The organism is Rhodoferax sp. LS1P39 (genome assembly GCF_056521425.1).
The window spans coordinates 1-22,405 of the sequence record NZ_JBWMAV010000002.1 but is presented as its reverse complement, the minus strand read 5'-3'; the positions used below and the strand labels follow the sequence as shown (position 1 = coordinate 22,405).

At 64.5% G+C, this 22,405-nt stretch carries 23 protein-coding genes; 7 read left to right on the top strand and 16 right to left on the bottom strand.

The window, feature by feature from the left end:
• The first annotated feature begins 209 nt into the window (after positions 1 to 209).
• A complete protein-coding gene (locus AC097O_RS03460; protein ID WP_479591490.1) occupies positions 210 to 1,334 on the top strand; it encodes a GGDEF domain-containing protein in 1,125 nt (374 codons plus the stop codon).
• 9 nt (positions 1,335 to 1,343) lie between these two features.
• On the opposite strand, the gene AC097O_RS03455 is transcribed toward AC097O_RS03460, so the two are convergent.
• From AC097O_RS03455 to tsaE, 5 genes are all read right to left on the bottom strand, one after another.
• A complete protein-coding gene (locus tag AC097O_RS03455; protein ID WP_479591489.1) occupies positions 1,344 to 2,915 on the bottom strand; it encodes a methyl-accepting chemotaxis protein in 1,572 nt (523 codons plus the stop codon).
• An 83-nt stretch (positions 2,916 to 2,998) separates the two neighbouring features.
• Positions 2,999 to 3,397 carry a hypothetical protein gene (locus AC097O_RS03450; RefSeq protein WP_479591488.1) on the bottom strand — a complete coding sequence of 133 codons (399 nt, stop codon included), beginning with the start codon at positions 3,395 to 3,397 and terminating at the stop codon, positions 2,999 to 3,001.
• A 15-nt stretch (positions 3,398 to 3,412) separates the two neighbouring features.
• Positions 3,413 to 4,504: a hypothetical protein gene (locus AC097O_RS03445; RefSeq protein ID WP_479591487.1), complete on the bottom strand. Its 1,092-nt coding sequence runs from the start codon at positions 4,502 to 4,504 to the stop codon at positions 3,413 to 3,415.
• A 287-nt stretch (positions 4,505 to 4,791) separates the two neighbouring features.
• Positions 4,792 to 6,210 carry an N-acetylmuramoyl-L-alanine amidase gene (locus AC097O_RS03440; RefSeq protein WP_479591486.1) on the bottom strand — a complete coding sequence of 473 codons (1,419 nt, stop codon included), beginning with the start codon at positions 6,208 to 6,210 and terminating at the stop codon, positions 4,792 to 4,794.
• Complete coding sequence (tsaE, locus tag AC097O_RS03435; protein ID WP_479592084.1) at positions 6,207 to 6,707, bottom strand: tRNA (adenosine(37)-N6)-threonylcarbamoyltransferase complex ATPase subunit type 1 TsaE; 501 nt, start codon at positions 6,705 to 6,707, stop codon at positions 6,207 to 6,209. Before tsaE ends, AC097O_RS03440 begins: the two co-directional genes overlap by 4 nt.
• On the opposite strand from tsaE, the gene queG reads away from it, so the two are divergent.
• On the top strand, positions 6,687 to 7,775 hold the full coding sequence (queG, locus tag AC097O_RS03430; RefSeq protein WP_479591485.1) for a tRNA epoxyqueuosine(34) reductase QueG: 1,089 nt from the start codon (positions 6,687 to 6,689) through the stop codon (positions 7,773 to 7,775). The two genes, tsaE and queG, sit on opposite strands and share 21 nt — an antisense overlap.
• Positions 7,776 to 7,779: 4 nt before the next feature.
• On the opposite strand, the gene AC097O_RS03425 is transcribed toward queG, so the two are convergent.
• Both AC097O_RS03425 and AC097O_RS03420 read right to left on the bottom strand, forming a co-directional pair.
• Positions 7,780 to 8,640, bottom strand: coding sequence for a THxN family PEP-CTERM protein (locus tag AC097O_RS03425; RefSeq protein ID WP_479591484.1), 861 nt, complete (start codon positions 8,638 to 8,640; stop codon positions 7,780 to 7,782).
• 303 nt (positions 8,641 to 8,943) lie between these two features.
• Complete coding sequence (locus AC097O_RS03420; RefSeq protein WP_479591483.1) at positions 8,944 to 9,849, bottom strand: AEC family transporter; 906 nt, start codon at positions 9,847 to 9,849, stop codon at positions 8,944 to 8,946.
• A gap of 48 nt (positions 9,850 to 9,897) precedes the next feature.
• On the opposite strand from AC097O_RS03420, the gene AC097O_RS03415 reads away from it, so the two are divergent.
• Entirely contained in the window at positions 9,898 to 10,860 is a 963-nt protein-coding gene (locus AC097O_RS03415) for a tripartite tricarboxylate transporter substrate binding protein BugE (RefSeq protein WP_479591482.1), read from the top strand.
• Positions 10,857 to 11,753 (top strand): site-specific tyrosine recombinase XerD, encoded by an 897-nt coding sequence (xerD, locus tag AC097O_RS03410; protein ID WP_479591481.1) that lies wholly within the window; start codon positions 10,857 to 10,859, stop codon positions 11,751 to 11,753. The genes AC097O_RS03415 and xerD overlap by 4 nt, the downstream gene beginning before the upstream one ends.
• Here xerD and AC097O_RS03405 read toward each other — a convergent pair.
• The 9 genes from AC097O_RS03405 to AC097O_RS03365 are packed head-to-tail and all read right to left on the bottom strand — an operon-like array spanning position 11,750 to position 19,438.
• Entirely contained in the window at positions 11,750 to 12,601 is an 852-nt protein-coding gene (locus AC097O_RS03405) for a Pnap_2097 family protein (RefSeq protein ID WP_479591480.1), read from the bottom strand. The two genes, xerD and AC097O_RS03405, sit on opposite strands and share 4 nt — an antisense overlap.
• Entirely contained in the window at positions 12,598 to 13,896 is a 1,299-nt protein-coding gene (locus AC097O_RS03400; protein ID WP_479591479.1) for an MSMEG_0569 family flavin-dependent oxidoreductase, read from the bottom strand. Before AC097O_RS03400 ends, AC097O_RS03405 begins: the two co-directional genes overlap by 4 nt.
• A gap of 14 nt (positions 13,897 to 13,910) precedes the next feature.
• Positions 13,911 to 14,195, bottom strand: a complete 285-nt coding sequence (locus tag AC097O_RS03395) for an MSMEG_0570 family nitrogen starvation response protein (protein WP_479591478.1) — start codon at positions 14,193 to 14,195, stop codon at positions 13,911 to 13,913.
• Positions 14,186 to 15,334: an MSMEG_0565 family glycosyltransferase gene (locus AC097O_RS03390; RefSeq protein ID WP_479591477.1), complete on the bottom strand. Its 1,149-nt coding sequence runs from the start codon at positions 15,332 to 15,334 to the stop codon at positions 14,186 to 14,188. Before AC097O_RS03390 ends, AC097O_RS03395 begins: the two co-directional genes overlap by 10 nt.
• Positions 15,331 to 16,320, bottom strand: a complete 990-nt coding sequence (locus AC097O_RS03385; RefSeq protein WP_479591476.1) for a sll0787 family AIR synthase-like protein — start codon at positions 16,318 to 16,320, stop codon at positions 15,331 to 15,333. Before AC097O_RS03385 ends, AC097O_RS03390 begins: the two co-directional genes overlap by 4 nt.
• Positions 16,317 to 16,874, bottom strand: a complete 558-nt coding sequence (locus AC097O_RS03380; protein WP_479591475.1) for an MSMEG_0567/Sll0786 family nitrogen starvation N-acetyltransferase — start codon at positions 16,872 to 16,874, stop codon at positions 16,317 to 16,319. The genes AC097O_RS03385 and AC097O_RS03380 overlap by 4 nt, the downstream gene beginning before the upstream one ends.
• 10 nt (positions 16,875 to 16,884) lie before the next feature.
• Positions 16,885 to 17,955 (bottom strand): MSMEG_0568 family radical SAM protein, encoded by a 1,071-nt coding sequence (locus tag AC097O_RS03375; RefSeq protein WP_479592083.1) that lies wholly within the window; start codon positions 17,953 to 17,955, stop codon positions 16,885 to 16,887.
• Positions 17,956 to 17,959: 4 nt separating this feature from the next.
• Positions 17,960 to 18,955 carry a Nit6803 family nitrilase gene (locus AC097O_RS03370; RefSeq protein WP_479591474.1) on the bottom strand — a complete coding sequence of 332 codons (996 nt, stop codon included), beginning with the start codon at positions 18,953 to 18,955 and terminating at the stop codon, positions 17,960 to 17,962.
• On the bottom strand, positions 18,956 to 19,438 hold the full coding sequence (locus tag AC097O_RS03365; protein WP_479591473.1) for an MSMEG_0572/Sll0783 family nitrogen starvation response protein: 483 nt from the start codon (positions 19,436 to 19,438) through the stop codon (positions 18,956 to 18,958).
• A gap of 345 nt (positions 19,439 to 19,783) precedes the next feature.
• On the opposite strand from AC097O_RS03365, the gene AC097O_RS03360 reads away from it, so the two are divergent.
• The 3 genes from AC097O_RS03360 (at position 19,784) to cynS (ending at position 22,189) form a co-directional block, all read left to right on the top strand.
• Positions 19,784 to 21,175: an aminotransferase-like domain-containing protein gene (locus AC097O_RS03360; RefSeq protein WP_479591472.1), complete on the top strand. Its 1,392-nt coding sequence runs from the start codon at positions 19,784 to 19,786 to the stop codon at positions 21,173 to 21,175.
• A gap of 9 nt (positions 21,176 to 21,184) precedes the next feature.
• Entirely contained in the window at positions 21,185 to 21,652 is a 468-nt protein-coding gene (locus AC097O_RS03355) for a nuclear transport factor 2 family protein (RefSeq protein ID WP_479591471.1), read from the top strand.
• A 93-nt stretch (positions 21,653 to 21,745) separates the two neighbouring features.
• Complete coding sequence (gene cynS / locus AC097O_RS03350; RefSeq protein ID WP_479591470.1) at positions 21,746 to 22,189, top strand: cyanase; 444 nt, start codon at positions 21,746 to 21,748, stop codon at positions 22,187 to 22,189.
• The last annotated feature ends 216 nt before the right edge of the window (positions 22,190 to 22,405 follow it).

Sequence of the window (22,405 nt, the reverse complement as noted above, 5' to 3'; positions counted from 1 at the left end):
CTAATACAGTGTAACAACTGCATAAATTTGCCAACTCCGTTTTCTACCGCCACCCCGTACAGTGGCTTGAAACGATGAATCCGTCACGGATGTAGATCATTTGTAGCCGAGCGCGCACCGCCGTGGCTGGGTTGCTTATTCCTGCCTTCGCAGTACTATTTTCCGACCGCTGGCTCTTTGGCGGCGTGCCAGCTCTTCACAGGAACTGCATGCAACGTTTCGATTTGTGGAAAACCCGGCTGTGCCGCTTGCGGGACTTATGTCTGGGTACCGACCGGCATATGCGCATCCGCACCAGCCAGGCGGGTCTGGCTTCGCTGGTGATGCTGGCCTGCGTGGCCACGATGTACGGCATGGCCTGGTATGGCGTGACCGAACTCTTGTACGTGGAAATCTGGTCGGCTTTTTGCGTCGTCGGGCTGTTGCTGGTGTATGGCCTGATCCGCAGTGGCATCTCGCTGCGCTGGGCCGATCCGTCGCTGGCGCTGGCGCAGATGCTCTATGCCATTGCCTGCAACGCCGCGGCTTTTGTGCTGGCGGGCCATGGCCGGGGCATCACCTTGCCGCTGATGGCAGTGATTCTGATGTTCGGCATGTTTGGCATGTCGATGCGCCAGGTGGTGGTGGTCGCGCTGTACGCCATGCTGCTGTTCGGTGCGGCCATGGTCTTGGCGCTGGAGCAGGGGTTGACCGACGAGCCTGCCGTGCTGTACGCGGCATACTTTGTGATGGTGGTGATCGTGCTGTCGTGCACCACCATTTTGACCCGCCGCCTTGGCACGATGCGGGCCTACATGCGCAACCAAAAATTCCAGTTGGCCCAGGCGCTGGAGAAAATCCAGCGCATCGCCACCCGCGACGAACTCACCGGCACCGCCAACCGGCGCTTCATGACGGAGTTGATGCGTGAGGAAATCCAGCGCACCGACCGCACGGGCGCAACGCTGATGGTGGCGATTCTGGATATCGACTACTTCAAACGCGTCAATGACAGCTATGGCCACCAGGCGGGCGACCGCTGCCTGCAGGAGTTTGCCCGGGTGGTGCAGTCCAGCATCCGTACCACCGACCGGTTGGCCCGCTGGGGCGGGGAGGAGTTTTTGATTTTGCTGGCCGACACCGACTTTGCGCTGGCCCTGGCCTGCCTGGAGCGGGTGCGCACCCAGGTGGAGCAGGCGGTGGTGACCCTGGGCGGGATCGACATTCGCATCACCGTGTCCATCGGCGTGACCCAGTACCAGAAGGGCGATTCGATCGAGCAGACCATCGACCGCGCCGATTTGGCCCTGTACGCGGCCAAAGCCCAGGGGCGCAACCAGGTGGTGAGCGCTTAATAACGCGTTCTAAGCCAGGCGCTTGAGTTCCGCCGCGGTAGCCAGACGGCGCGGTGCCTGTGGATGGCTTGTTGCGGAGAGCTTGAACACCGCCACGGCCTGCACCAGTTGTTCGGTCTGGTCGCGCAGGCTTTCGGCGGCGGCGGCGGATTGCTCTACCAATGCGGCATTTTGCTGGGTCATCTGGTCCAGTTGGGTGATGGCTCCGCTCACCTCGTGGATGCCACTGGACTGCTCGGTGCTGGCTTCGCTGATTTCACCGATGATGCCGACCACCCGCTGCACCCCCGCCACGATTTCCCCCATGGCCTGCCCTGCGTCGTTGACCAGCCGGGTACCGCTCTGGATCTTTTCGCTGGAGGCGTGGATCAGTGTTTTGATCTCTTTGGCCGCCTGGGCGCTGCGCTGCGCCAGGCTGCGCACTTCGCTGGCGACGACGGCAAAACCCCGTCCCTGCTCGCCCGCACGGGCGGCTTCGACTGCGGCGTTGAGCGCCAGGATGTTGGTCTGGAACGCGATGCCGTCGATCACGCCGATGATCTCGTTGATCTTCAGGGAGGCGGTGTTGATCTCTTCCATGTTGTGCACCACCTGCTGCACGATGCCACCGCCGCGCTGGGCTGCACTGGCCACGGTGGTCGCCAGTTGCTTGGCCTGCTGGGATGATTCCGCGCTGTGGGCCACCGTGCCGCTGAGCTGCCCCAGCTCGCTGGACACCTGCTGCAGGTTGTTGGCGGTTTGTTCGGTGCGGTTGCTCAGGTCCTGGTTGCCCGAGGCGATTTCGGTGGACGCATTGGCAATGGAGTCGCTGGTCTGGCGGATGGAGCCGACGATGTTGCGCAGGCGCTCGGTCATGCTGGCTACGGCGGCACCCAGCGAGGTGCGGTCATGGGCTGCCGTGGTAACGGCAATGTCTAGGTCGCCCTCGGCCACGCGGTGGACCAGATCGCGCAGTTCTGAAGGCTCGCCGCCCAGGTCTTTCCACACCGATGCCAGAATAAGCCGTGAGCCCAGGCCCAGGCCGAGCAGAATCACGGCGGCCGTGATGCTGCTGATCCACTGTCCCCTGTGCTGGCCTGCCGCAACGCTGGAAAAGCGCTCGTCCAGCACCGTGCGGGCTTCTTTCTGGATTGCCTGGAGCTGCTGGCTGAACTGGACCTGGGTGCTTTGCATGCGCTGCATCTCGCCACCGACCAAGGTCTTTTTGAGCATTGCCGAAGTGGCCTCCAGGGCCGCAGTTTGGTAGGCTGTAAATGCCTTGGCCAGCCCCGCCACGGCATCGGCTTTGCCGTCCAGTTGCTGGGCGGTGGCCAGGGCCGCATCTACCGCTTTGGTGAAAACCTGGGCTTCGTCGAGTTTGTCGGGGTCGCCCTCGGAAGCTGCCGCCTGCAGGCTGGTACGCAGTTGTTCCACGCCCCGCTCGACCAGCAGCACCTGCTCCAGATAGGGGTTGTCCACCGTGCGCAGCGTTTCCAGCTGCACGGCATTGCGTTCATTCAGCGTGAAGCTCAGGGCCAGCCCGAGGCCAAAGGCGATACCCACCGTAATGGGCAACAGCAGTATCTTGGTACGAAAGTTCATAGTGACGGCACCGTAGAGTGAAACAAAACCCCGCCGCCCGGCTACACAGCGGCAGCCAGACGGCGGGGTTGGGGGCTGGGGGCTTAGTTCAGTGCGAAGGCGCTTTTGACGCTGCCATCCAGGGCCGATTTTTCAATGTAGCCAATGGCTTTGGGATTGGCGGCCACCGCCTTCTTGACCGCCGCTGCGTCGGGCAGTTCGGCCGGGGCCTGGCCCTTGCCACTGAACACAATGCGCGACCACAGCGACTTGATCTGCCCCAGGTCGCGGCCCGTGGCTTTGGGATAGAACTCGGCCCGGTCGGCCGATCCTTCGGGCAAATCCAGCGGCACAAAGCTTTGGTTCTTGCCCAGATACACGTCGGCCACCTGCTCCTTGGTGGGCGCGGTCGCAGCCGGGTTGACAATGACGACCAGGTCGGCTGCCACCACGGCGGTGGATGCCAGCAGGGCCAGCATCAGAAGGGAGAATTGCTTTTTCATAGGGGATGTTCAGCCTCAGAATACGAAGTCGGCGGTGACGCTCAGGACATTAAATTTGGGTTTGTTCGCGTTGAATGCCGTGGTGTAGTGCACGTACTGCGAGGTGGGCTTCAAGCGCTCCAGCTGGGTTTTGATGGCCACGTTTTTCAGGGCATCCCAGCGCACGCCAACCGCCTGGGTCGAGCCCGAGCCACCGGCGTTGCGCGAGCCTTTGGCTTCGATGTGGCTGCCGGTGACGTAGGGCATCACGCTGCCGAAACGGTAGCCTGCGCTGGCGTAGTAGCTGTTGGAGTCAAACAAGTGCGCCGAATTGCGCCGCGTCAGGTACTCCGACACCACCAGCAGTTTGCCGTTGTCGTACTGCAAGCCCAGGCCTGAAAACACATCGTCGCTTTGCGGCAGGGTGCCCAGGTTGGAGAGCTGGACCTTGGGGCTTTGCGTGCGGCCGACGCGGGCCGTCCAATCGCCACGCTCTGCCGTCAGGTTCACGGAATACAGCTTGTCGTAGGTCAAAGTGACATTGCGGGTGTTGACGAACATCTTCGCCTCGGCCTGGCCGGCCGAGATTTGCAGGTTCACATTCACATCGCCCACGGTGGAGTGCAGGTGGACCATGCCGCCGTCAAACGACGATGGCGGGTACAAGGCATACGCTTCTTGCGGCGCACGCACCCAGTGCTGGGCATAGCCCACACTGCGGGTGTCCGAGAACAAAAACACGGGCAGCACCATGCGGCCCGCGCGCAGGTCCAGCCACGGGGTGACGGCCGCCTGGCCGAACAGCCATTCCACCACCGGTTTGTCGCTGCCATCGCGGCGGCTTGCCAGTAGCTGGCCAACGGCGGAGAAGGTCTCGTTGAGCTTGAAGTTGGCTTGCAGGCCCAGGCGGCTATCGACCCCCAGATCGCCAGAGTCGTCGGCACCGCGCGATTGGCGGTACGAAGAACGGAATTCGGTCTGGTCGGTGCTGGTCACCACGGCGCCCAGGGTGCCAAAGCCACTGAACTTCCAGGCGGAGCCTTCGTCGGCGTGTACCGCCATCGTGCTGAACAGCGCGAGGCTGGCCAAAGCTCTTACCAAGTGGCGTGATTGGGGGGAGATGGTCATTGTTTTCCTGTGTGTCTGCGGACGTGCCAATCTGCAAAAAATAGAAGGGTCAGACCTGGCACAGTTTGGATCTAACTTGGATCTATTCTATTTTCTATACAGAATAAAATTCTGCAATTAGATACATTTGAAATGCATGAACTGCTTGATTTGTGTAACAGCGCAGCGCAAATCGGCCGTGACCGGGCCTTGGTCAGCCGACCGTGGATGGACTATCAGGGGTGGTGGGGCCAGGCTGGTGCCACAGGCTCTGGCGCAGCGAGGGGCTCAGCGGCCCCGTGCGATTTTTAGACTTCGCGGTTGCGCGCCAGCGGCGGGTTTTTGGCGAAGTAGCCGCGGATGCCGCGCAAGATGGCATCGGCCAGTTGCTCGCGGTAATCGCCGCTGTTGAGCTTGGCTTCTTCTTCGGGGTTGCTGATGAAGGCGGTTTCGATCAGCACGCTGGGGATGTCGGGGGCTTTGAGCACCGCAAAACCGGCCTGCTCCACGTTGGGCTTGTGCAGTTTGCCGACCCGGCCTACCTCGCCCAGCACGGCGCTGCCCAGTTTCAGGCTGTCGTTGATCTGGGCGGTGGTGCTCATGTCGAGCAAGGCTTTTTGCACCTGCGCGTCTTTGGCCTGCACGTTGATGCCACCAATCTGGTCGGCGGCGTTTTCCTTGGTGGCCAGCCAGCGGGCGGCACTGCTGGAGGCCCCGCTGCGGCTGAGTGCGAACACGCTGGCCCCGCGTGCCTTGGGGTTCAAGAACGCATCGGCATGGATGCTGACGAACAGATCGGCCTGTACCCGGCGGGCTTTTTGCACCCGCACCTGCAGCGGCACGAAGAAGTCGGCATCGCGCGTCAAAAAGGCGCGCATCGGGTTGCCGTTGACGGTGCTGGCGTTGATGCGCTCGCGCAGCAGGTGGGCGACCATCAGCACGATGTCTTTTTCACGCGTGCCGTTGGGACCGATGGCACCGGGGTCCTCGCCGCCGTGGCCGGGGTCTAGCGCGATGATGATCAGGCGGTCGGTGCGCTGGGCTGTATGTTTGGCATCATTTTGGCCTCCAGCGCTTGTGGGACGGGCGGGAGGTGCTATCGCAACAATAGCGGGCTCTTTGCTGGGGGCGACGGTGGGCGCGGGGGCCGGGCTGGGGGCGTTGAGAGGGCGCGGGGCCGGTTTGGTGTTGTGCTGGGCGATCAGCTCAGCGAGCGGGTCGTGGGCCTCGGCGGCCAAGGGAGGTGGTGCCGCAGGCATGGCAGGGGCCGGGTCGGCCAAGCGCTCCGCAATCAGCGCTTCCAGCGGGTCTTCTTCTTGCGCAGGGTACAGGTCGAACACCAGGCGGTGCTGGTAGGCGGCCACCGGGTTCAGGGTGAACACCTGGGGCCGTGCGGCGCGCTTGAGGTCGATCACCAGGCGCACCACGCCAGGCGTGCTCTGGCCGACGCGGATGCCCGCAATGTTGGGGTCGTCGGCCTGCACCCGGCCTACCAGTTCGCGCAGCGCCGGGTTCAGGTCGATGCCCTCGATGTCCACGGCCAGGCGCGGCGGGCTGGTGATGAAGCTGTGCTTGACCGTCAGCGCGGTGTCGCTCTCGATGGTGACGCGCGAGTACTCGGGCGCGGGCCAGACCCGCACGGCGACGATGCCTGCACCCCGGGCCAGCTCGTTGATACCGAGCAGCAGCACCACCGCGCCGCTTTGCAATAGGCTGCGGCGCTTCATGCGGCCAGCCCGCTTAATCGGCTTAATAGGGCCCGGCCGGTGGGGGTGGCGGCGGTGAGGGTGGCGGTTCGGGATGCGTCAGGCATGGTGTCGATATGGATGGCTATGTCGGGTGTGGGCAGCAGGGCCCCGGCGTTTTGCGGCCATTCGGCCAATTTCAGGCCGGGGCTGGCAAAGATGTCGCGAAAGCCTGCGTCTTCCCATTCGCGCGGGTCGCTGAAGCGGTAGAAGTCGAAATGCCAGATATTCAGGCCCGGCAGTTCATACGGCTCCACCACAGCGTAGGTCGGGCTTTTGATGCGGCCCTGCACGCCCAGAGCGCGCAGCAGGTGGCGCACCAGCGTGGTTTTTCCCGCGCCGAGGTCGCCGTGCAGGGTGATGAAGGCGTGGCGGATACCCGGCTGCGTTGCCAGCGATTGCGCAAACGCCTCGGTGGCAGCCTCGGTAGGCCACAGGCGGGTTTCTACAATCGGCAGATGGTGTTCAACAGTGCTCAGTTTGAAAATCTCCAACAGGTGTCTCAGATACAGGGATGGGCGCGCGAACTCGGATTTTCCCAAATTGGCGTGGCCCCGGTGGATTTAAGCTCCGCCGAGGCGGGTCTGACTGCCTGGTTGGCCCAAGGGTTCCACGGCAGCATGGCTTATATGCAAAGCCATGGCCTCAAACGCGCCCGCCCGGCCGAGCTGGTGCCGGGCACCGTCAGCGTCATCACTGCCCGCATGGATTATCTGCCGTGCAGCACGCCCGATGGCTGGCAAGCCGTGGAATTTGACCGGTTGAACCGTCCCGGCGAGGGCATTGTGTCGGTCTACGCCCGGGGGCGGGACTACCACAAGGTGCTGCGCGCGCGCCTGCAACGCTTAAGCGACCGCATCGCGCAGGAGCTGGGCCCGCTGGGTTACCGCGTGTTTACCGACTCGGCCCCGGTGCTGGAGGCCGAGCTGGCCCAGCGCAGCGGCCAGGGCTGGCGCGGCAAGCACACCCTGGTGCTGAACCGCGAGGCGGGGTCGATGTTTTTTTTGGGCGAAATCTATGTGGATGTGGCTTTGCCGACCACGGACGCAACCACCGGCCACTGCGGCAGTTGCAGCGCCTGCATTGACGTGTGCCCCACCCAGGCCATCGTGGCCCCGCACCGGTTGGATGCCCGCCGTTGCATCTCTTATTTGACCATCGAGCACGCCGGGCCGATTCCGCTGGAATTTCGCCCGCTGGTCGGCAACCGCATCTACGGCTGCGACGACTGCCAGTTGGCCTGCCCCTGGAACAAGTTTGCCCAGCGCAGCGCCTTGCCCGACTTCGACGAGCGCAGGGGCCTGAGCGGCCAGCAACTAACCACCCTGTTGGGCTGGACCGAGGATGAATTTCTGCGCACCACCGAAGGCGGGCCCATCCGCCGCATCGGCCATGAACGCTGGTTGCGCAATGTGGCGGTCGCCATGGGAAATGCGTTGCGGACCGGGGAGGATGCAGGTATCCGCCAGGCCTTGCAGCAGCGGGCCGAGGACCCCAGCGCCCTGGTGCGTGAGCACGTGGCCTGGGCGCTGGAGGATCGTCGCTAAGTGCTCAGGCGGACTTCGCCACCCGGCGGCGTGTGGCTGCCGCTGCCACCAGCCCCAGGCCGAGCAAGGCCAGGCTGGACGGCTCGGGCACGTTCAGGGTGACGGGCTGGCTGGTGATCAGGAAGTTGAAGCTGAATGCGTTGGCCTGGCCTTCCACCGTGGTAAAGCCCATGCAACCGGCGGCGGCGTTGACGGCATTGCACACGGCGCTGGGCAGGGCGGTCAAGGACTGTGCGGAATCAAACAGGCTGACGTAGTAGGTGTTGTCGTCCAGAAAAAAGCTGTTGTTCAGCAAACCAGCGATCACAAAGATGTCGTTGCAGGGCGTGGGACTGGTCGCGACGCAGGTGCCTGCAGTGTTGGGGGTTTCCAGGAAGTTGATGAAGAAGGGCAGGGTGGACTGGTAGTTCACACCCGTGGCCGGTGCCAGGGAGTTCAGCGTCAGCGTGGACTGCACTGTCACGGACTGCAAGGTGGCCAGGGTGCTGGACAGCGCATTGTTGTAGTGGGTGAAGGTGTTGGTGGGGACAGACAGACCATTGGTCTGGACGGTGCCGACAGCCGGGCTGCTGGTGATGGCCAGGCCGCTGCGGCTGGTGGCCGTGTTGCCCGTATTCACTGGGGTAGTGCCGCCGCAGCCGCCCCAGGTCAGGGCCGAACCGGTGCTGGTCTGGCAGCCGCCCGCCGCCGTGTAGATGGCGGTGGTGGAGTCAAACACGGTGTTCACGTTGTAGGTCCAGTCAGTGATCATGGGGCCTGCAGATGCCGTGCCGCAGCACAGTGTGAGGGTCGCCGCGAGAGCGGAAAAACGGAGTTTGGTGTGTTGCATGGTGGGAATGAGCTCTTCAAGGTGGATGATTTGCATTGCCTGTGTCTAGATGTACATAGGCTCTGCGCCATGGCCTGACATTTCAAGCCACGAACAAATAGATCGCATACAAAGTGCCAAAAATGAAAATTGCATTCAAACCATGAATCTATGTAAACATAAAACGATGTATACAAATAATTTGTAAGTATTGTCGACACTGTTAAATATGTTTGTGCATGCAGATCAAGGATGTGCTGCAGCGGGCGCGTGAGCCAGTAGCCTCCGGCCGACCTCGGCCGCGCGGATAGGGGTGTTTTTAGGGCTTTGTGCTTATTCCATAAGCACAAGCAGCTATATTTACCGTAGCATGCCCAAAGCAAATGGCAAACTCGCCATGGCCAGCAGCGTGGACAGGCTGACCAGGCTGGCGGTGAGCGCGCCGTTGTAGCCCATCTTGGCGGCCAGCACGTAGGCGCTGGACGCAGTGGGCAGGGCCGAGAACGCCAGCAGCACCGTGGTGTGGATGGCCGACAAGCCCAGCACCCAGGCGATGCCCAGCGCCAGCACCGGCAGCACAAAGTGCCGAATCCCCAGCACCGACACTGCCAGCACCTTGGCCCGGGCCAGCGGTCCAAACTGCATGCCCGCACCGGCGGCCAGCAAGCCCAGGGTGATGGAGGCCGCGCCGATGCGGTTGGTGGTGGGCTCCAGCCACGGCGGGATGGTCAGGCCTAGCAAGTTGGCCGCCAGCCCGGCGGTGATGGCCAGAATCAGCGGGTTGCGCAAGAGCGCCGCACCAAACCCGGCCTGCGAGTGCCGCGCCATCGGCCATACCGCCGCCACGTTCATCAGCGGCACGCACACCCCGATCAGCACCGCAATCAGCTGCGGCCCCTGTGGCCCGGCCAGCCGCTCGGCCAGCGCCAGGGCGATGAAAGAATTGAAACGAAAGGCAATTTGTGCATTTGCCGCATGCTCGCGGGCGTTGATGTGGGTGCGCAGCCACGGCAGGTGGGGCAGGGCGTAGGCCAGGCCGATGGCGCTCAGGCTCAGGGCCAGCCCGGCAAACACCAGGCTGGAGGCGGCCACCAGGTCCAGCGGATTCTTCACAATCGACTGGAACAGCAGCACCGGCAGCAAAAAATAATAGGTCAGACTTTCCACCTGTTCCCACACGGTGCGGTTCAGTCCGGTATAACGGCATACGAGGTAGCCGCACAAAATCAGCGAAAAATCAGGAAACAATAGCTGGGCATAGTGCATGCAAATGAGAATAACAGCCCGATCCCCGTTTTTCCCCAAAGGAGACCTATGACCCGTCGCACCTTTCTTGCCGTCAGCTTGCTCGCCGCCACCAGTCTGGCCCAGGCCCAGGGCTACCCCAACAAGATCATCAAGCTGCAGGTGCCATTTGCGCCGGGCGGCACCACTGACATCATCGCCCGCACCATTGCCGACCCGCTGAGCCGGGCGCTGGGCCAGCCGGTGGTGGTGGAAAACAAGGCCGGTGGTGGCGGCATCATTGGTGCCAATGAAACCGCCAAGGCCGCGCCCGATGGCTATTCGCTGGGTATTGCCACGGTGTCCACGGTGGCGGCCAACCCGGCCATCAACCCCAAGATCCCGTACAACCCGCTCACCGATTTCACCCCCATCATCAACATCGCCGCCACGCCCAACATCATCGTGGTGACCTCCGGCTTTCCGGCCAAGGACTACAAGGGTTTTGTGGCAGAGCTGAAGAAGTCGCCGGGCAAGCACTCGTTTGCCTCGTCGGGCACCGGCACCATCCAGCATCTGCAGATGGAGCTGTTCAAAAGCAAGACCGGTGTCTTCATGACCCATATTCCCTACCGGGGTGCGGGCCCGGCGCTGAACGACACCGTGGCCGGCCAGGTGCAGATGATGCTGGACAACCTGCCTTCGGCGCTGCCCTTCATCCAGGCCGGTCGCCTGGTGCCCATCGTGGTGGCCGCGCCGCAGCGGTTGAGCATCTTGCCCAACGTGCCCACCTTCAAGGAAGTCGGCCTGGAGCCGGTGAACCGCCTTGCCTTCTACGGCATCTACGGCCCCAAAGGCCTGCCGCGCGAGGTGGTGGACAAAATCAACGCCGGTGTGCGCAAGGCGCTGGAAGACCCCGCCGTGCGCAAGCGCATCGAAGATACCGGCTCCCTCATCGTGGCCAACACGCCCGAGCAGTTTGCCGAAGAGATCAAGTCCGAGTACGCGGTGTACAAAAAAGTGGTCACCGACTCCAAGTTGACACTGGATTGAGCACAGACCGTATCGATGCCTTCATCGATGCCCTGTGGCTCGAACAAGGCCTGTCCAAAAACACCCTGGCCGCCTACCGGCGCGACTTGACCCTGTTCAGCGCCTGGCTGGGCGAGCTGCCCAAGACCCTGGATTCCACGCAAGAGCACGACATCCAGGCCTACTTTGCGGCCCGCCACGCCCAGACCAAGGCCACATCGGCCAACCGGCGGCTCACCGTGTTCAAGCGCTACTTCCGCTGGGCGCTGCGCGAGCGGGTGCTGCACGCCGACCCCACGCTCAAGCTGCAGGCCGCCCGCCAGCAGCCCCGCGCCATCAAGACCCTGACCGAGGCCCAGGTCGAGGCCCTGCTGACCGCGCCCGACGTGGACACGCCCTTGGGCTTGCGCGACCGCGCCATGCTGGAGCTGATGTACGCCAGCGGGCTGCGCGTCAGTGAGCTGGTGCTGCTCAAAACCTTCCAGCTCAGCCTGAACGACGGGGTGCTGCGCGTGATGGGCAAGGGCAGCAAGGAGCGGCTGGTGCCTTTCGGCCAGGTCGCCCGCATCTGGCTGGAGCGCTATATGGCCGAGGCCCGCCCGGACATTCTGGACGGCAAACAGACGGACGATTTGTTCATCACCTCGCGCGGCGAAAAAGCCGGGCGCGCCATGTCGCGGGTGATGTTCTGGATGCTGGTGCGCAAATATGCGCTGGCTGCCGACATCCATGTGGCCTTGTCGCCGCACACCCTGCGCCACGCCTTCGCCACCCATTTGCTGAACCACGGCGCCGACCTGCGCGCGGTGCAGATGCTGCTGGGCCACGCCGACATTTCCACCACCACCATCTACACCCACGTGGCCCGCCAGCGCCTGCACGACCTGCATGCAGCGCACCACCCACGGGGCTAGGCGGCCAGTGCCAGTATGTCCGGCTGGGCCGCTTGCTTGCGGGTGAATACTTCGGCAATGCGCAGGCCGTCCGAGCCGCGGCACAGGATGCTGTGGTGGTTCAGCAGTTCGCCGTGCAAGCCGGTGTGTACCGCGTCGCCCATGTCCAGGTTGCCGTAGAACACCATTTCGCGCTCCCGCAACACCGCCGGGCGGCTGGCCGCAGCGGTGCTGCGCATCCAGGCCCATTCGGCGCGGTCCACCATGGACTGGAAGCTGCTGAAGTAGAGCAGGTCCGCACCGTTGAAGTCGTTGTGGGGGCAGGGCGTGCAGACACTGGCGTGCACCTCGGCCTGCCCGGTCGGTACTGCCGCTCGGCGCACACGTCCACGCTGCACAAAAGCTTCGCAGGCAGCGGCCAACCCAGACGGGGCCGCCGTGGCATGCGGCGTGGCCATCACCGCGCGCACGATGCTGCGGTTGTTGCCCGCCTGCGCGCGCAGCACAAACACCGACAGCATCTCGACCCGTGCCACCAGTTGGCCCTGCCATTGCACCGTGTGCTGGCTGTAGTACTGGGTGCGCCCGGCGGGGTGACACTGGGTGGCGATGGTGAAGGCATCGTGCTCCGTCACCCGCTCCAGCTGCGCCTGGCTGACGCGCACCAGGGTGAAGGCGGCGTACACCTTGCGGCCCTGCACATCGCGGAACTCGGGCACGGGCTGCCCCTGGCGCTGGGCGATGGCCAGCCAGTGCCGGTGCCCGCATTCCTTCAGCAGCCAGTTTTCGGACAGGCCGCTGCTGCTGAGTTGCGGCATGCCCGCCGTGTAGCGCCCGACCGAGGCGTTGGGCAGCCGGTGGGTGCTCACGACAGCAACAGCTCCGTCTCGGCGGTGTCTGCGGTCGCGTCCTGGTCGCCTATGTATCCCTCGATCTGCTCCGCCAGATACAGGGCATCGCGCGCCACGCCCGAGAAGCGGCCCGAACCCCAGGTGTGCAGCCACGGCAGGCCCAGAAAATACAGGCCGGGCTGGTGGGTCACGCCGCGCACATGCACCGGCTCGCCGCGCCCGTTGAACACCGGGGCATCCACCCAGGCGAAGTCGGGCAAGAAGCCAATACACCACACCACCGTGCTGATGCCGCTGGCGGCCAGGTCGAGCGTGGTGCGCTCCTCGGCGGGCTGCCACACGGGTACATACGGGCCGCCGGGCGGTGCGTCGATATTGTGGCCGGCGATGTACTTGTCGATGCTGGCGTTGATGCCGTTGTAGATGCCGTCGGCATGGTCCAGGTGGGCCTGCAGATTGGGCTGGAACTGCAAAGTATCGCCCTGCAGGTCTGTCAGCAGGCCGTACAGCTCCATGCCCTCCAGCGCAAAACGGCGCAGGTCAATGTCGCGCCCGCCATCGCGGCCCGTCACGTAGTGGTTGGTGTTGTCGCGCACGCCTTCGCGCAGTGGGTGCTGGGTAACGGGCAGGTTGTAGTAGTCCATGTCGGCCAGCCAGTCCACCACGTCCTTGCCGCGGTAAAAACGGGCACAGCGTGGGGCATCGCCGGTGGCCACAAACACTTTGCGGCCCGCCAGGTGCAGGTCTTCGGCAATTTGCGAGCCTGACTGGCCGCAGCCCACCACCAGCACTGCGCCCTCGGGCAGGGCCTGCGGGTTGCGGTATTCGGCCGAGTGCATCTGCGTGATGTGCACCGGCAGGCGCTCGGCCAGGCGCGGCACGATGGGCTTGTGGTAGCCGCCCGAGGCCATCACCACCTGGTCGGCCGTGAAGTCGCCCTGGCTGGTGGTCACGGCAAAGGGCTTGTGGGCGTGGGGCCGGGCGATCTTGTGCACCGTCACCCCCTCCAGCGCGGGCGCATCCACGTGGGCCACAAAGCCCTCCAGCCAGGCGTTGATCTGGTCCTTCACCATGAAGCCGTGCGGGTCGTCGCCCGCATAGCTCCAGCCGGGCAGGTTGCATTGCCAGTTGGGGGTGACCAGGCAAAACGAGTCCCAGCGCTGGCTGCGCCAACTGTGGACCAGCTTGTTTTTCTCCAGCACCAGGTGGCTGATGCCGCGCTGCTGCAGGTAGACGCTGAGCGACAGGCCGGCCTGGCCGCCGCCGACGATGGCAACAGCATAGTGGGTGGTGTGCGGGTCAATAGGGGACATGGTGGTTCTTTGCTTTAGCTGAAGGAAGTGACCGACACCTGCGCGTCGGCCTGGGTTTGGAAGGTGCTGGCCAGCAACTCGATCTCGGCCAGTTGGTCCATGGCCTGCGAACAGGCAAAGCCGTACTTGGCCCGCACACGCTCGGACGCTATGTGCAACGCCTCGCGGCAGCGCTGCACAAAGTCGTTGAGCGGGTAGCTGTGGCCGACCTGCAAATACTCCTGCACCACCAGTGAGGGGGAGTAGCAGCGGGTCTGCGTCTGGTCGGGCCAGACGACGTGGAAGTGCATTACGGGCATAGGGCGGGCGCTCTCATTTTTGAATAAATCTCGGCATGCAGCCCGGCGCTGCGCGGCCAACTGAATTGCGCAGCCAGCCGGGTCGCCGATGCGTGGATGCGCTGCGCGTCGCGCCCCAGCAGGGCGTGCTGGATGGCACGGGCGATGGAGGCCGCATCTAGCGGGTCGGCCCAACTGGCATCCTGGGGCTGCAGGTATTCGGTGAACGGCGCGATGTGCGATACCACCACCGGCACGCCGCTGCATAGCGCCTCCAGCACCACCAGGCCAAAGCCTTCGCTGAGCGACGGCATGGCGACCACGTCGGCCAGGCGGAACAGGCCGGGCATGTCGGCATCCAGCAGCGGGCCGGTCAGCAGCACGTCCTGGGCTGCACCGCTGGCCTGCAGCAGGGCGTGGAATGCATGTGCGTAGCGGCTGTGGTCCAGCAGGCTGGCCCCGCCCGCGATGACCAGTTGCAGTTCTGGCATCTGCGCACGCAGTTGCACAAAGGCTTGCAGCACGCGCACGGTGTTCTTGCGTTCCTCCACGCCGCCCACGCACAGCAGCACCAGGCCGTCGGTGCGGATGCCCAGGCGCTGCGCCAGTGCCGCGTCGGTGCTTTGCACCACCGGGCTGTAGCGGGCGGCATCCACGCCGTTGGGCACTTCCAGCGCGGCAATGCCTTGCCCGGCCAGCACCGCCTGCCACACCCGGCTGACGCACAGTACCTGGCGCGCCTGGTGCACCGAGCGGTGCTGCCAGGCCATCAGCTGCGGCTGGGCGAAGCTGTCCAGGTGGTGCACGGTGCGCACAAAGCCATCGACCAGGCCCCGCTCCTGCAGGGTGGTCAGGGCGTTGCCGCCAATGCCGTCGTGGCAGTGCAGCACGTCAAAGCGTGCGCGTTCCAGCAGCGGCGTGAGGTGGTCTACATAGGCATCGATGCGGCTGCCGACCATCGCCACCATGTCGGTCGGTGTGCTGGCTACCGGCACCAGTTCGGTAGCGCAGCGTACCGGGCGAAAGAACTGCTGGCCGGGCGTGGCCGGGACCATCACCGTGACATCGTGCCCGGCATCCTGCAGGGCATGGGCCAGCTCAATCGTGTGGACGACACCGCCGCGCGGGTTCACCGAATGGGTGAGCAGGCCGATTTTCACGCGGCTACCCCTACCGCTTCGCCAATGAACGCCTGCTCTGCAAAGTCCCACAGCAGGGCCTGGCTGCCTGCGTGGCGCAGGTGCACCTGGCGGCGGGCGGTGACTTCGCCCACCACGCTACAGGCAATGTCGCGCACGGCAAAGCGCGTGAGTACCTCGCCCAGGTGCTGGGGCCGCACGCTCAGCACAAAGCCGTAGCTGGGGAAGGCGGTGAGCCAGCGCTGCAGCGGCACGCCATCGGGGCGGGGGATGGCATCCACGTCGATGACGGCACCCACCTGCGAGCACTCCAGCAGCATCATGGCCGTGCCCACCGCGCCTGCCATGCTGATGTCTTTGGCGGCATCGCAGAGGCGATCTTCGGCCAGGCGCGGCAGCAGTTCCAGATCACTGCGCAGCCGGGTGGCCGGGGCAGTGGTGGACGCGTTCCAGTACGGAAACGGCTCCTCGAACGCGCCGCGTAGGTCCATCGCCATCACCAGCTTGTCGCCGGGGTAGGCGTTGAAGCTGGTCAGCAGTGCTTTGGCCTGGCCGAGGATAGCCACGGCCAGTTGGGGCCGTTCGCTGCGGTTGTTGCTGTGGCCGCCCACAATGGGTACGCCATAGGTTTGCGAGGCGCGGGCCATGCCTTGCAGCATTGCGCCTGCCGGGTCCATGCCTTGGCTCCACAGCGCGTTGACCACTGCCGTGGGGCGGCCCCCCATGGCGTAGATGTCGCTCACGTTGACCATCACGCTGCAGTAGCCCGCAAACCAGGGCATGCGGGAGATGAAGTCTTCTACCAGGCCTTCGATGGCCAACAGCAGGTAGCCGCCCTGGCCGTCGGGGATGGCGGCACAGTCGTCGCCCACCGGCACGGCCTGGGCCAGCGCGGCGCTGCCGCCGGGCAGGGCGGCCCCCAGCGCGGTGACGATGTCGCTGATGTCGCGCTTGTGGGCAAAGCCCCGGCTGTCGCGCAGGAAGTTGCAGAGCTGCTCTGCCCTCATAGCGAACCCCGTGCGCGGGTCACATAGCCGCTGACCGGATCGAAGTAGGGCGGGTAGGCTGCCAGGTCGGCTTGCATCTCGCAGTGCGGGCGGCCATGGATGCTGAGTTCACTCAGCTGCTGCCATTTCAGCCGCCGGAACAGCGGCACGTTCTGCGCCTGCACATGGGCCAGAAAGGTGTGGCAGCCCAGCGCATGGGCGCGGCTGACCGCCAGGCGGATCAGCGTGGCCCCCAGGTTGCCCTGGCTGCGAAACGAGGGATGCACCGCCAGCCGCGAACCCCACCACAGGCCGGGCGATTTTTCATGGATGCGCACCGTGCCCACCACCTGGTCGGGCATGCCGCCGCGGCAGGACATGGCCACCAGCAGGTGGGATGCGTCGTCGATGGCATCCCGGTCGTCGCCGCTGAAGATGCCTTGCTCGATGCAAAACACCGCCCGGCGCAGCGCAAAGGCCTCGCGCCGCTCCCAGTCCTGGCAGGCGGCACGTATCAGGAACTCGACCGGGGCCCAGGCGGGCGGGGTTTCCAGGATGTTGTCGATGCACAGCATGGCAGTCCTTTCAGGTTTCGTAGACTGATAGCGACGAGCACGCACCGCACTTGCCGCACCCGGCCTTGATGTCGCTGGAGCGCAGGTTCGCCTCGGCCACGCTGCGGCCCAGCGGCTGCAGGATGGAGCGCATGAACTCGGGTGAGGGGGCGGGGTGGTCTTCCAGCGGCGTGCCGCTGATGGGCACAAACGGCACCACAAACGGGTACACGCCCAGCGCCAGCAGCTGGTCGCAGATCTGCAAAATGGCTTCCCGCGTATCGCCCAGCCCGGCCAGGATGTAGGTGCTGACCTGGCCGCGGCCAAACACGCGCACGGATGCCTCGAATGCCTCCATGTAGCGGCTGATGGGCACCTGGGCCTTGCCGGGCATGATTTTTTCGCGTAGCGCGGGTGTGACGACCTCCAGGTGCATGCCCAGGGTGTCGATGCCCGAGGCCCGCATGCGCTCGAACCACACATCCTTGTCTGGCGGCTCGCACTGGCCCTGGATGGGGATGTTGACGGCGGCCTTGATGGCAAACGCGCTGTCGCACAGCACCTGGGCACCCCGGTCGGTGGCGTTGGGCGTGCCGGTGGTCATGACCATGTGTTGGATGCCGTCCAGCAGCACGGCGGCGCGGGCCACTTCGGCCAGTTGTTGCGGGGTCTTGTGGGCAATGGTGCGGCCTGCTGCGAGCGACTGGCCGATTGCGCAGAACTTGCAGGTCTTCTTGCGGCTCTCGTAGCGTATGCAGGTTTGCAGCACCGTGGTGGCCAGCACGTCCGCGCCGTGCAGGGTGGCAATGTGCGAGTAGGGCACGCCGTCCAGGGTTTGCAAGGCGTAGAAGCGCGGCTGCTTGGGGAAGCTGATGCTGGCAATCGGGATGCTGCCGCGCGTCACCACGCTGCGGCCTAGGGCATCGGGGGCCAGCGCGGTGAACGGCGAGTTCCAGGCGCTGGAGGTGTGCACCGGCACCATGATGGTGTGGCCGTCCACCGTCACCGCCTTGTGGTCGCTGGGGCCGGCGCCGCCCTTGCGGCTGGCCACGCCCGCACTGGGGTCCACCAGCCGCAGCCCGAAGGACTGCAGCTCGGTCATCAACTCACGATTCATGGGCTGGAGGCTGGGGTTCATACAGGCTTTCAGAGGTAGAGGGAATAGCGGCCATGCGCTGCATGGGCACGGCGGGGCGGTCGTTGAGTACCAGGCCCAGCAGCTCGGGGCGGGCGTAGTGGCCCACCGAATCCATCATGCGTTTGCGCTTGGTGATCAGCGCCATGTCCAGGTCGGCAATCACCATGCCTTCGCCCTCGGTCAGCGGCGGGGCCAGGTACTTGCCTTCGGGCGACACGATGGCCGTGTGGCAGCCGCCGCGCAGGGCTTTTTGCAGCGCCGTGTCGGGGGTGATGGCCATGATTTGTGCATCTGTCAGCCAGCCGGTGGCGTTGACCACAAAGCAGCCCGATTCCAGCGCGTGGTGGCGGATGGTGACCTCCATCTGCTCGGCAAAGATGGGCCCCACCAGCGAGCCGGGGAACTGGGCGCAGTGGATTTCTTCGTGCTGCGCCATCAGGCTGTAGCGGGCCAGCGGGTTGTAGTGCTCCCAGCAGGCCAGCGCGCCGACGCGGCCCACGGCGGTATCCACCACCTTCAACCCGGCCCCATCGCCCATGCCCCAGACCATGCGCTCGTGGTAGGTGGGGGTGATCTTGCGGCGCTTCAGCGCCAGGCTGCCGTCGGCATCGAACACCAGCTGGGTGTTGTACAGGCTGCCATGGTCGCGCTCGTTCACGCCCAGCACCACCACCATGCCGTGGGACCGCGCCTGCTCGGCTACTGCCGCCGTCACCGGGCCGGGCACCACCACCGCGCGCTCGTACAGTTTGAGGTGGGGCGCGCCCTGCAGCACCGGCGGCAGCACGAACGAGAAGTAGGGGTAGTAGGGCATGAAGGTCTCGGGAAAGACCATGATCTGCACGCCCTTGGCTGCAGCCTCGGCGATAGCCTCGCACACCCGCTCCAGCGTGCCTTCGGGGCGTTCAAAGTCCGGGGCGATCTGCACCGCTGCGGCCCGTACGGTGGAGGGTGTGGCTGCCATTTACAGCGTCCAGGTGTCGAGAATGACGGCGTTGGCTTTCTTGTGCAGCAGCACGATGTCCAGCACGTCCAGCGGGCTGATCGGGCGTATGCCTTCGATCAACGCGCCTTCGCCGTGGCCGTACAGCGCCTGCAGCGCAAAGCGGCAGGCATAGACCTTGCCGCCCTCGGCCATGAACTTGGTGATCTGGTTGTTGAAGTTCTGGTGGCCGGGAAAGGCCTCGTCGCCCAACGTGGGAAAGCCGCGCTGCACGCCCAGCGTCACACCGGGGCCATACAGCAGCACCGAAGTCTCGAAACCCTTGCGTTGCAGCCGGGTGGCCTGCAGCAGGTTGACGAAGCCGATGGAGCCTTCAAAGGCCACGGTATGGAAGGTGACCAGGGCTTTCTCGCCCGGTGCGGCCTTCACGTCTTCAAATACTTTTTCTTCGTAATCGACAAGGAAGTCGCCTTTGGCGTTGGCGGGCTTGGTGACTTTGGGCATGGGGAATCTCCGGGTAAACAGGGTGGATGAAAGGACTGTCGCCCCGAACATTTCGCACGCTCTGTGCCACGGCCATGGCCCCACCATGCGATCAAGTCGCCATCAAACCCGCGGGATGTGCCCCGGCGGTTTAAAAACTTTTTTCCAGGCCCTGCAAGCACCGGTTGGCGGTGTTTTTTTGCACTGAATTAATGCAATTTCCATGCGATCAATGCACCCGATAAACCGTTTTTGTGCACCAGCAGGATGCACAATTTGCGTGTGCAACGGGCTTGGAACTTGCATCCATGATTGGATGCCCATGCAATCAATCCATGCGATCAAGTTGAACGACCCGGTAGCGCCATGAACAAAACCCCCGCCCACTGGATCAAGAAGCTGCACAAGAGCGACAAACCGGCCTACCTCTTGATGGCCGACCTGATTGCCGACGACGTGCGTACCGGCAGGCTGGTGGCCCGCGACCGCCTGCCCACGCTGCGCGAGCTGGCCGAGGACCTGCAGCTCAACTACACCACCGTGGCGCGCGGCTACAGCGAGGCCCGCAAGCGCGGCCTGATCGACAGCCACGCGGGCATGGGCACCTATGTGCGCGGCAGCAGCCCCAGCCTGCCCCTGCGCGGTGGCAGTGCGGCCGAGATGACCATGAACCTGCCGCCCGAGCCCCAAGACCCGGCCCTGCTGGCCCACATGCACGATACCGCCGCCGGTGTGATGGCCAGTGCCGACCTCTACGCCTTGCTGCGCTACCAGGACTTTGGCGGCACCCTGCACGACCGCGAAGTGGCCGCCCAGTGGCTGCGCCGCCGCGTGCCCACCTGCCGTGTCGAGCAGGTGCTGGTCTGCCCCGGCATCCACAGCGTGCTGACGGCCTTGTTCTCGCAACTGGCGCGCCCTGGCGAGCTGGTGTGCGTAGAGGCGCTGACCTACCCCGGCGTGAAAGCCATCGCCGCCCAGCTCGGCATCCAGCTGCACGCGCTGCCGCTGGACGACGATGGCCCCAGCGCCGAAGCCTTCGAGCACGCCTGCAAAACCCTGCACCCCAAGGCGCTGTACTGCAACCCCACGCTGCTCAACCCCACCACCGCCACCGTCAGCCGCTCTCGCCGCGAAGCCCTGGCCGATGTGGCTTTGCGCTACGCGATTCCGATCATCGAAGACGATGCGTATGCGATGTTGCCCAGGGAGATGCCGCCGACCATGGCCACCTTGGCGCCAGGCCTCACCTACTACATCACCGGCTTCGCCAAGTGCTTTGGCGCGGGCCTGCGCAATGCCTATGTGTGCTCGCCCGGCGAGCGCCAGTCGCAGCGGCTGGCCGGGGCCCTGCGCGCCACCACGGTGATGGCCTCGCCGTTCACCAACGCACTCGCCACCTTCTGGGTGGAAGACGGCACGGCCGATGCCATGCTGCAAGCCATCCGCAGCGAATGCGCCGCCCGCCAGGCCGTGGCCGAGCGCCACTTGGCCCCCTTTGGCATGCGCGGCCACCCCGAGGCCTTCCACCTCTGGCTGCCCGTGGCCGAGGGCTGGAGCCCCGTGGAACTGGCCGCCCACCTGCGCAGCCAGGGCGTGGGCGTGGTGGCCAGCGCCGCGTTTTCCACCGACAGCGATCCCCCAGATGCCGTGCGCATCTGCCTGGGCGGTCCCACCACGCTGGACGAATGCGAGCGCGGCATGCACTTGGTGGCCGATACGCTGCTACACCCTGTTCACCACCACGCCACCAATCTTTAAGGAGACACCATGGAAACCAAACCCCCACTGCCCCCATTCACCCTTGAATCGGCCACCCAAAAAGTCCGCATGGCCGAAGATGCCTGGAACAGCCGCGACCCCGACCGCGTGGTGCAGGTCTACACCGAAGACACCCGCTGGCGCAACCGCGCCGAGTTCCCTGCGGGCCGCGCCGAGGTGCACCAGTTTTTGACCCGCAAATGGGCCAAGGAGCTGGACTACCGCCTCATCAAAGAGCTGTGGGCCTTCACTGGCAACCGCATCGCCGTGCGCTTTGCCTACGAATGGCACGACGCGGCCGGCCAGTGGTTTCGCAGCTACGGCAATGAGAATTGGGAGTTCACCGAACACGGCCTGATGGCCTGGCGCTTTGCCAGCATCAACGACCTGGCGATTACCGAGGCCGAGCGCAAGTTCCACTGGCCCCTGGGCCGCAGGCCGGATGAGCATGCTTCGCTGAGTGCTATGGATTTATAAAGAAATTTACAGCCTGTAATTGGCAGCTTGCGCTTATGGATAGAGCGCAAACAGCTATCAAAAAGATACTATTTTTTCAAAACTGGAGCTTCCATGAACCGCTTAGAGATCACCGAAAAGATCATCACCGTCAAAGTCTCCAAAGGCATCCAGTGGGCCGATGTGGCCAAGAAGGTCGGCCAGTCCAAAGAATGGACCACCGCCGCCTGCCTGGGCCAGATGACCTGCGATGCCGCGCAGGCCAAAGCCATAGCCAAGATCTTTGGCCTGACCAGTGACGAGCAAAAGTGGCTGCAGGTGGTGCCTTACAAAGGCTCACTCCCGACCCCTGTGCCCACAGACCCGCTGATCTACCGCTGGTACGAAATCGTCAGCGTCTACGGCACAACTATCAAGGAGCTCATCCACGAAGAGTTCGGCGACGGCATCATGAGCGCCATCGATTTCAGCATGGACATCGAGCGCCAGCCGGACCCCAAGGGCGACCGGGTCAGGGTGGTGTTGTCGGGGAAGTTTTTGCCTTACAAGACGTATTGAGGGGGCACGACTGCGGGTGGAGCCAATGGGGGTCGGATCCCAATTGCGCGATCAAAGCTGGCGGGTCGGGCACCGTGTGGCCCGTATTTGGGCTCCGACCCTCATGGCACTAGGATAAGCCCCGCCGCATGCGAATCGCCGCTCTGGCTGCTGTGCGAGGCACGTTCAGCAGCGGCAACGGTTTGAGTCTTCGCTTCTTAGCCCTGGGCTCAATCC

Coding starts and splice junctions, on each gene's coding strand:
- AC097O_RS03460 (WP_479591490.1), top strand. CDS start 210: ATGCAACGTTTCGATTTGTGGAAAACCCGGCTGTGCCGCTTGCGGGAC.
- AC097O_RS03455 (WP_479591489.1), bottom strand. CDS start 2,915: ATGAACTTTCGTACCAAGATACTGCTGTTGCCCATTACGGTGGGTATC.
- AC097O_RS03450 (WP_479591488.1), bottom strand. CDS start 3,397: ATGAAAAAGCAATTCTCCCTTCTGATGCTGGCCCTGCTGGCATCCACC.
- AC097O_RS03445 (WP_479591487.1), bottom strand. CDS start 4,504: ATGACCATCTCCCCCCAATCACGCCACTTGGTAAGAGCTTTGGCCAGC.
- AC097O_RS03440 (WP_479591486.1), bottom strand. CDS start 6,210: ATGAAGCGCCGCAGCCTATTGCAAAGCGGCGCGGTGGTGCTGCTGCTC.
- queG (WP_479591485.1), top strand. CDS start 6,687: ATGGTGTTCAACAGTGCTCAGTTTGAAAATCTCCAACAGGTGTCTCAG.
- AC097O_RS03425 (WP_479591484.1), bottom strand. CDS start 8,640: ATGCAAATCATCCACCTTGAAGAGCTCATTCCCACCATGCAACACACC.
- AC097O_RS03420 (WP_479591483.1), bottom strand. CDS start 9,849: ATGCACTATGCCCAGCTATTGTTTCCTGATTTTTCGCTGATTTTGTGC.
- AC097O_RS03415 (WP_479591482.1), top strand. CDS start 9,898: ATGACCCGTCGCACCTTTCTTGCCGTCAGCTTGCTCGCCGCCACCAGT.
- AC097O_RS03400 (WP_479591479.1), bottom strand. CDS start 13,896: ATGTCCCCTATTGACCCGCACACCACCCACTATGCTGTTGCCATCGTC.
- AC097O_RS03395 (WP_479591478.1), bottom strand. CDS start 14,195: ATGCCCGTAATGCACTTCCACGTCGTCTGGCCCGACCAGACGCAGACC.
- AC097O_RS03385 (WP_479591476.1), bottom strand. CDS start 16,320: ATGAGGGCAGAGCAGCTCTGCAACTTCCTGCGCGACAGCCGGGGCTTT.
- AC097O_RS03380 (WP_479591475.1), bottom strand. CDS start 16,874: ATGCTGTGCATCGACAACATCCTGGAAACCCCGCCCGCCTGGGCCCCG.
- AC097O_RS03375 (WP_479592083.1), bottom strand. CDS start 17,955: ATGACCGAGCTGCAGTCCTTCGGGCTGCGGCTGGTGGACCCCAGTGCG.
- AC097O_RS03370 (WP_479591474.1), bottom strand. CDS start 18,955: ATGGCAGCCACACCCTCCACCGTACGGGCCGCAGCGGTGCAGATCGCC.
- AC097O_RS03365 (WP_479591473.1), bottom strand. CDS start 19,438: ATGCCCAAAGTCACCAAGCCCGCCAACGCCAAAGGCGACTTCCTTGTC.
- AC097O_RS03360 (WP_479591472.1), top strand. CDS start 19,784: ATGAACAAAACCCCCGCCCACTGGATCAAGAAGCTGCACAAGAGCGAC.
- AC097O_RS03355 (WP_479591471.1), top strand. CDS start 21,185: ATGGAAACCAAACCCCCACTGCCCCCATTCACCCTTGAATCGGCCACC.
- cynS (WP_479591470.1), top strand. CDS start 21,746: ATGAACCGCTTAGAGATCACCGAAAAGATCATCACCGTCAAAGTCTCC.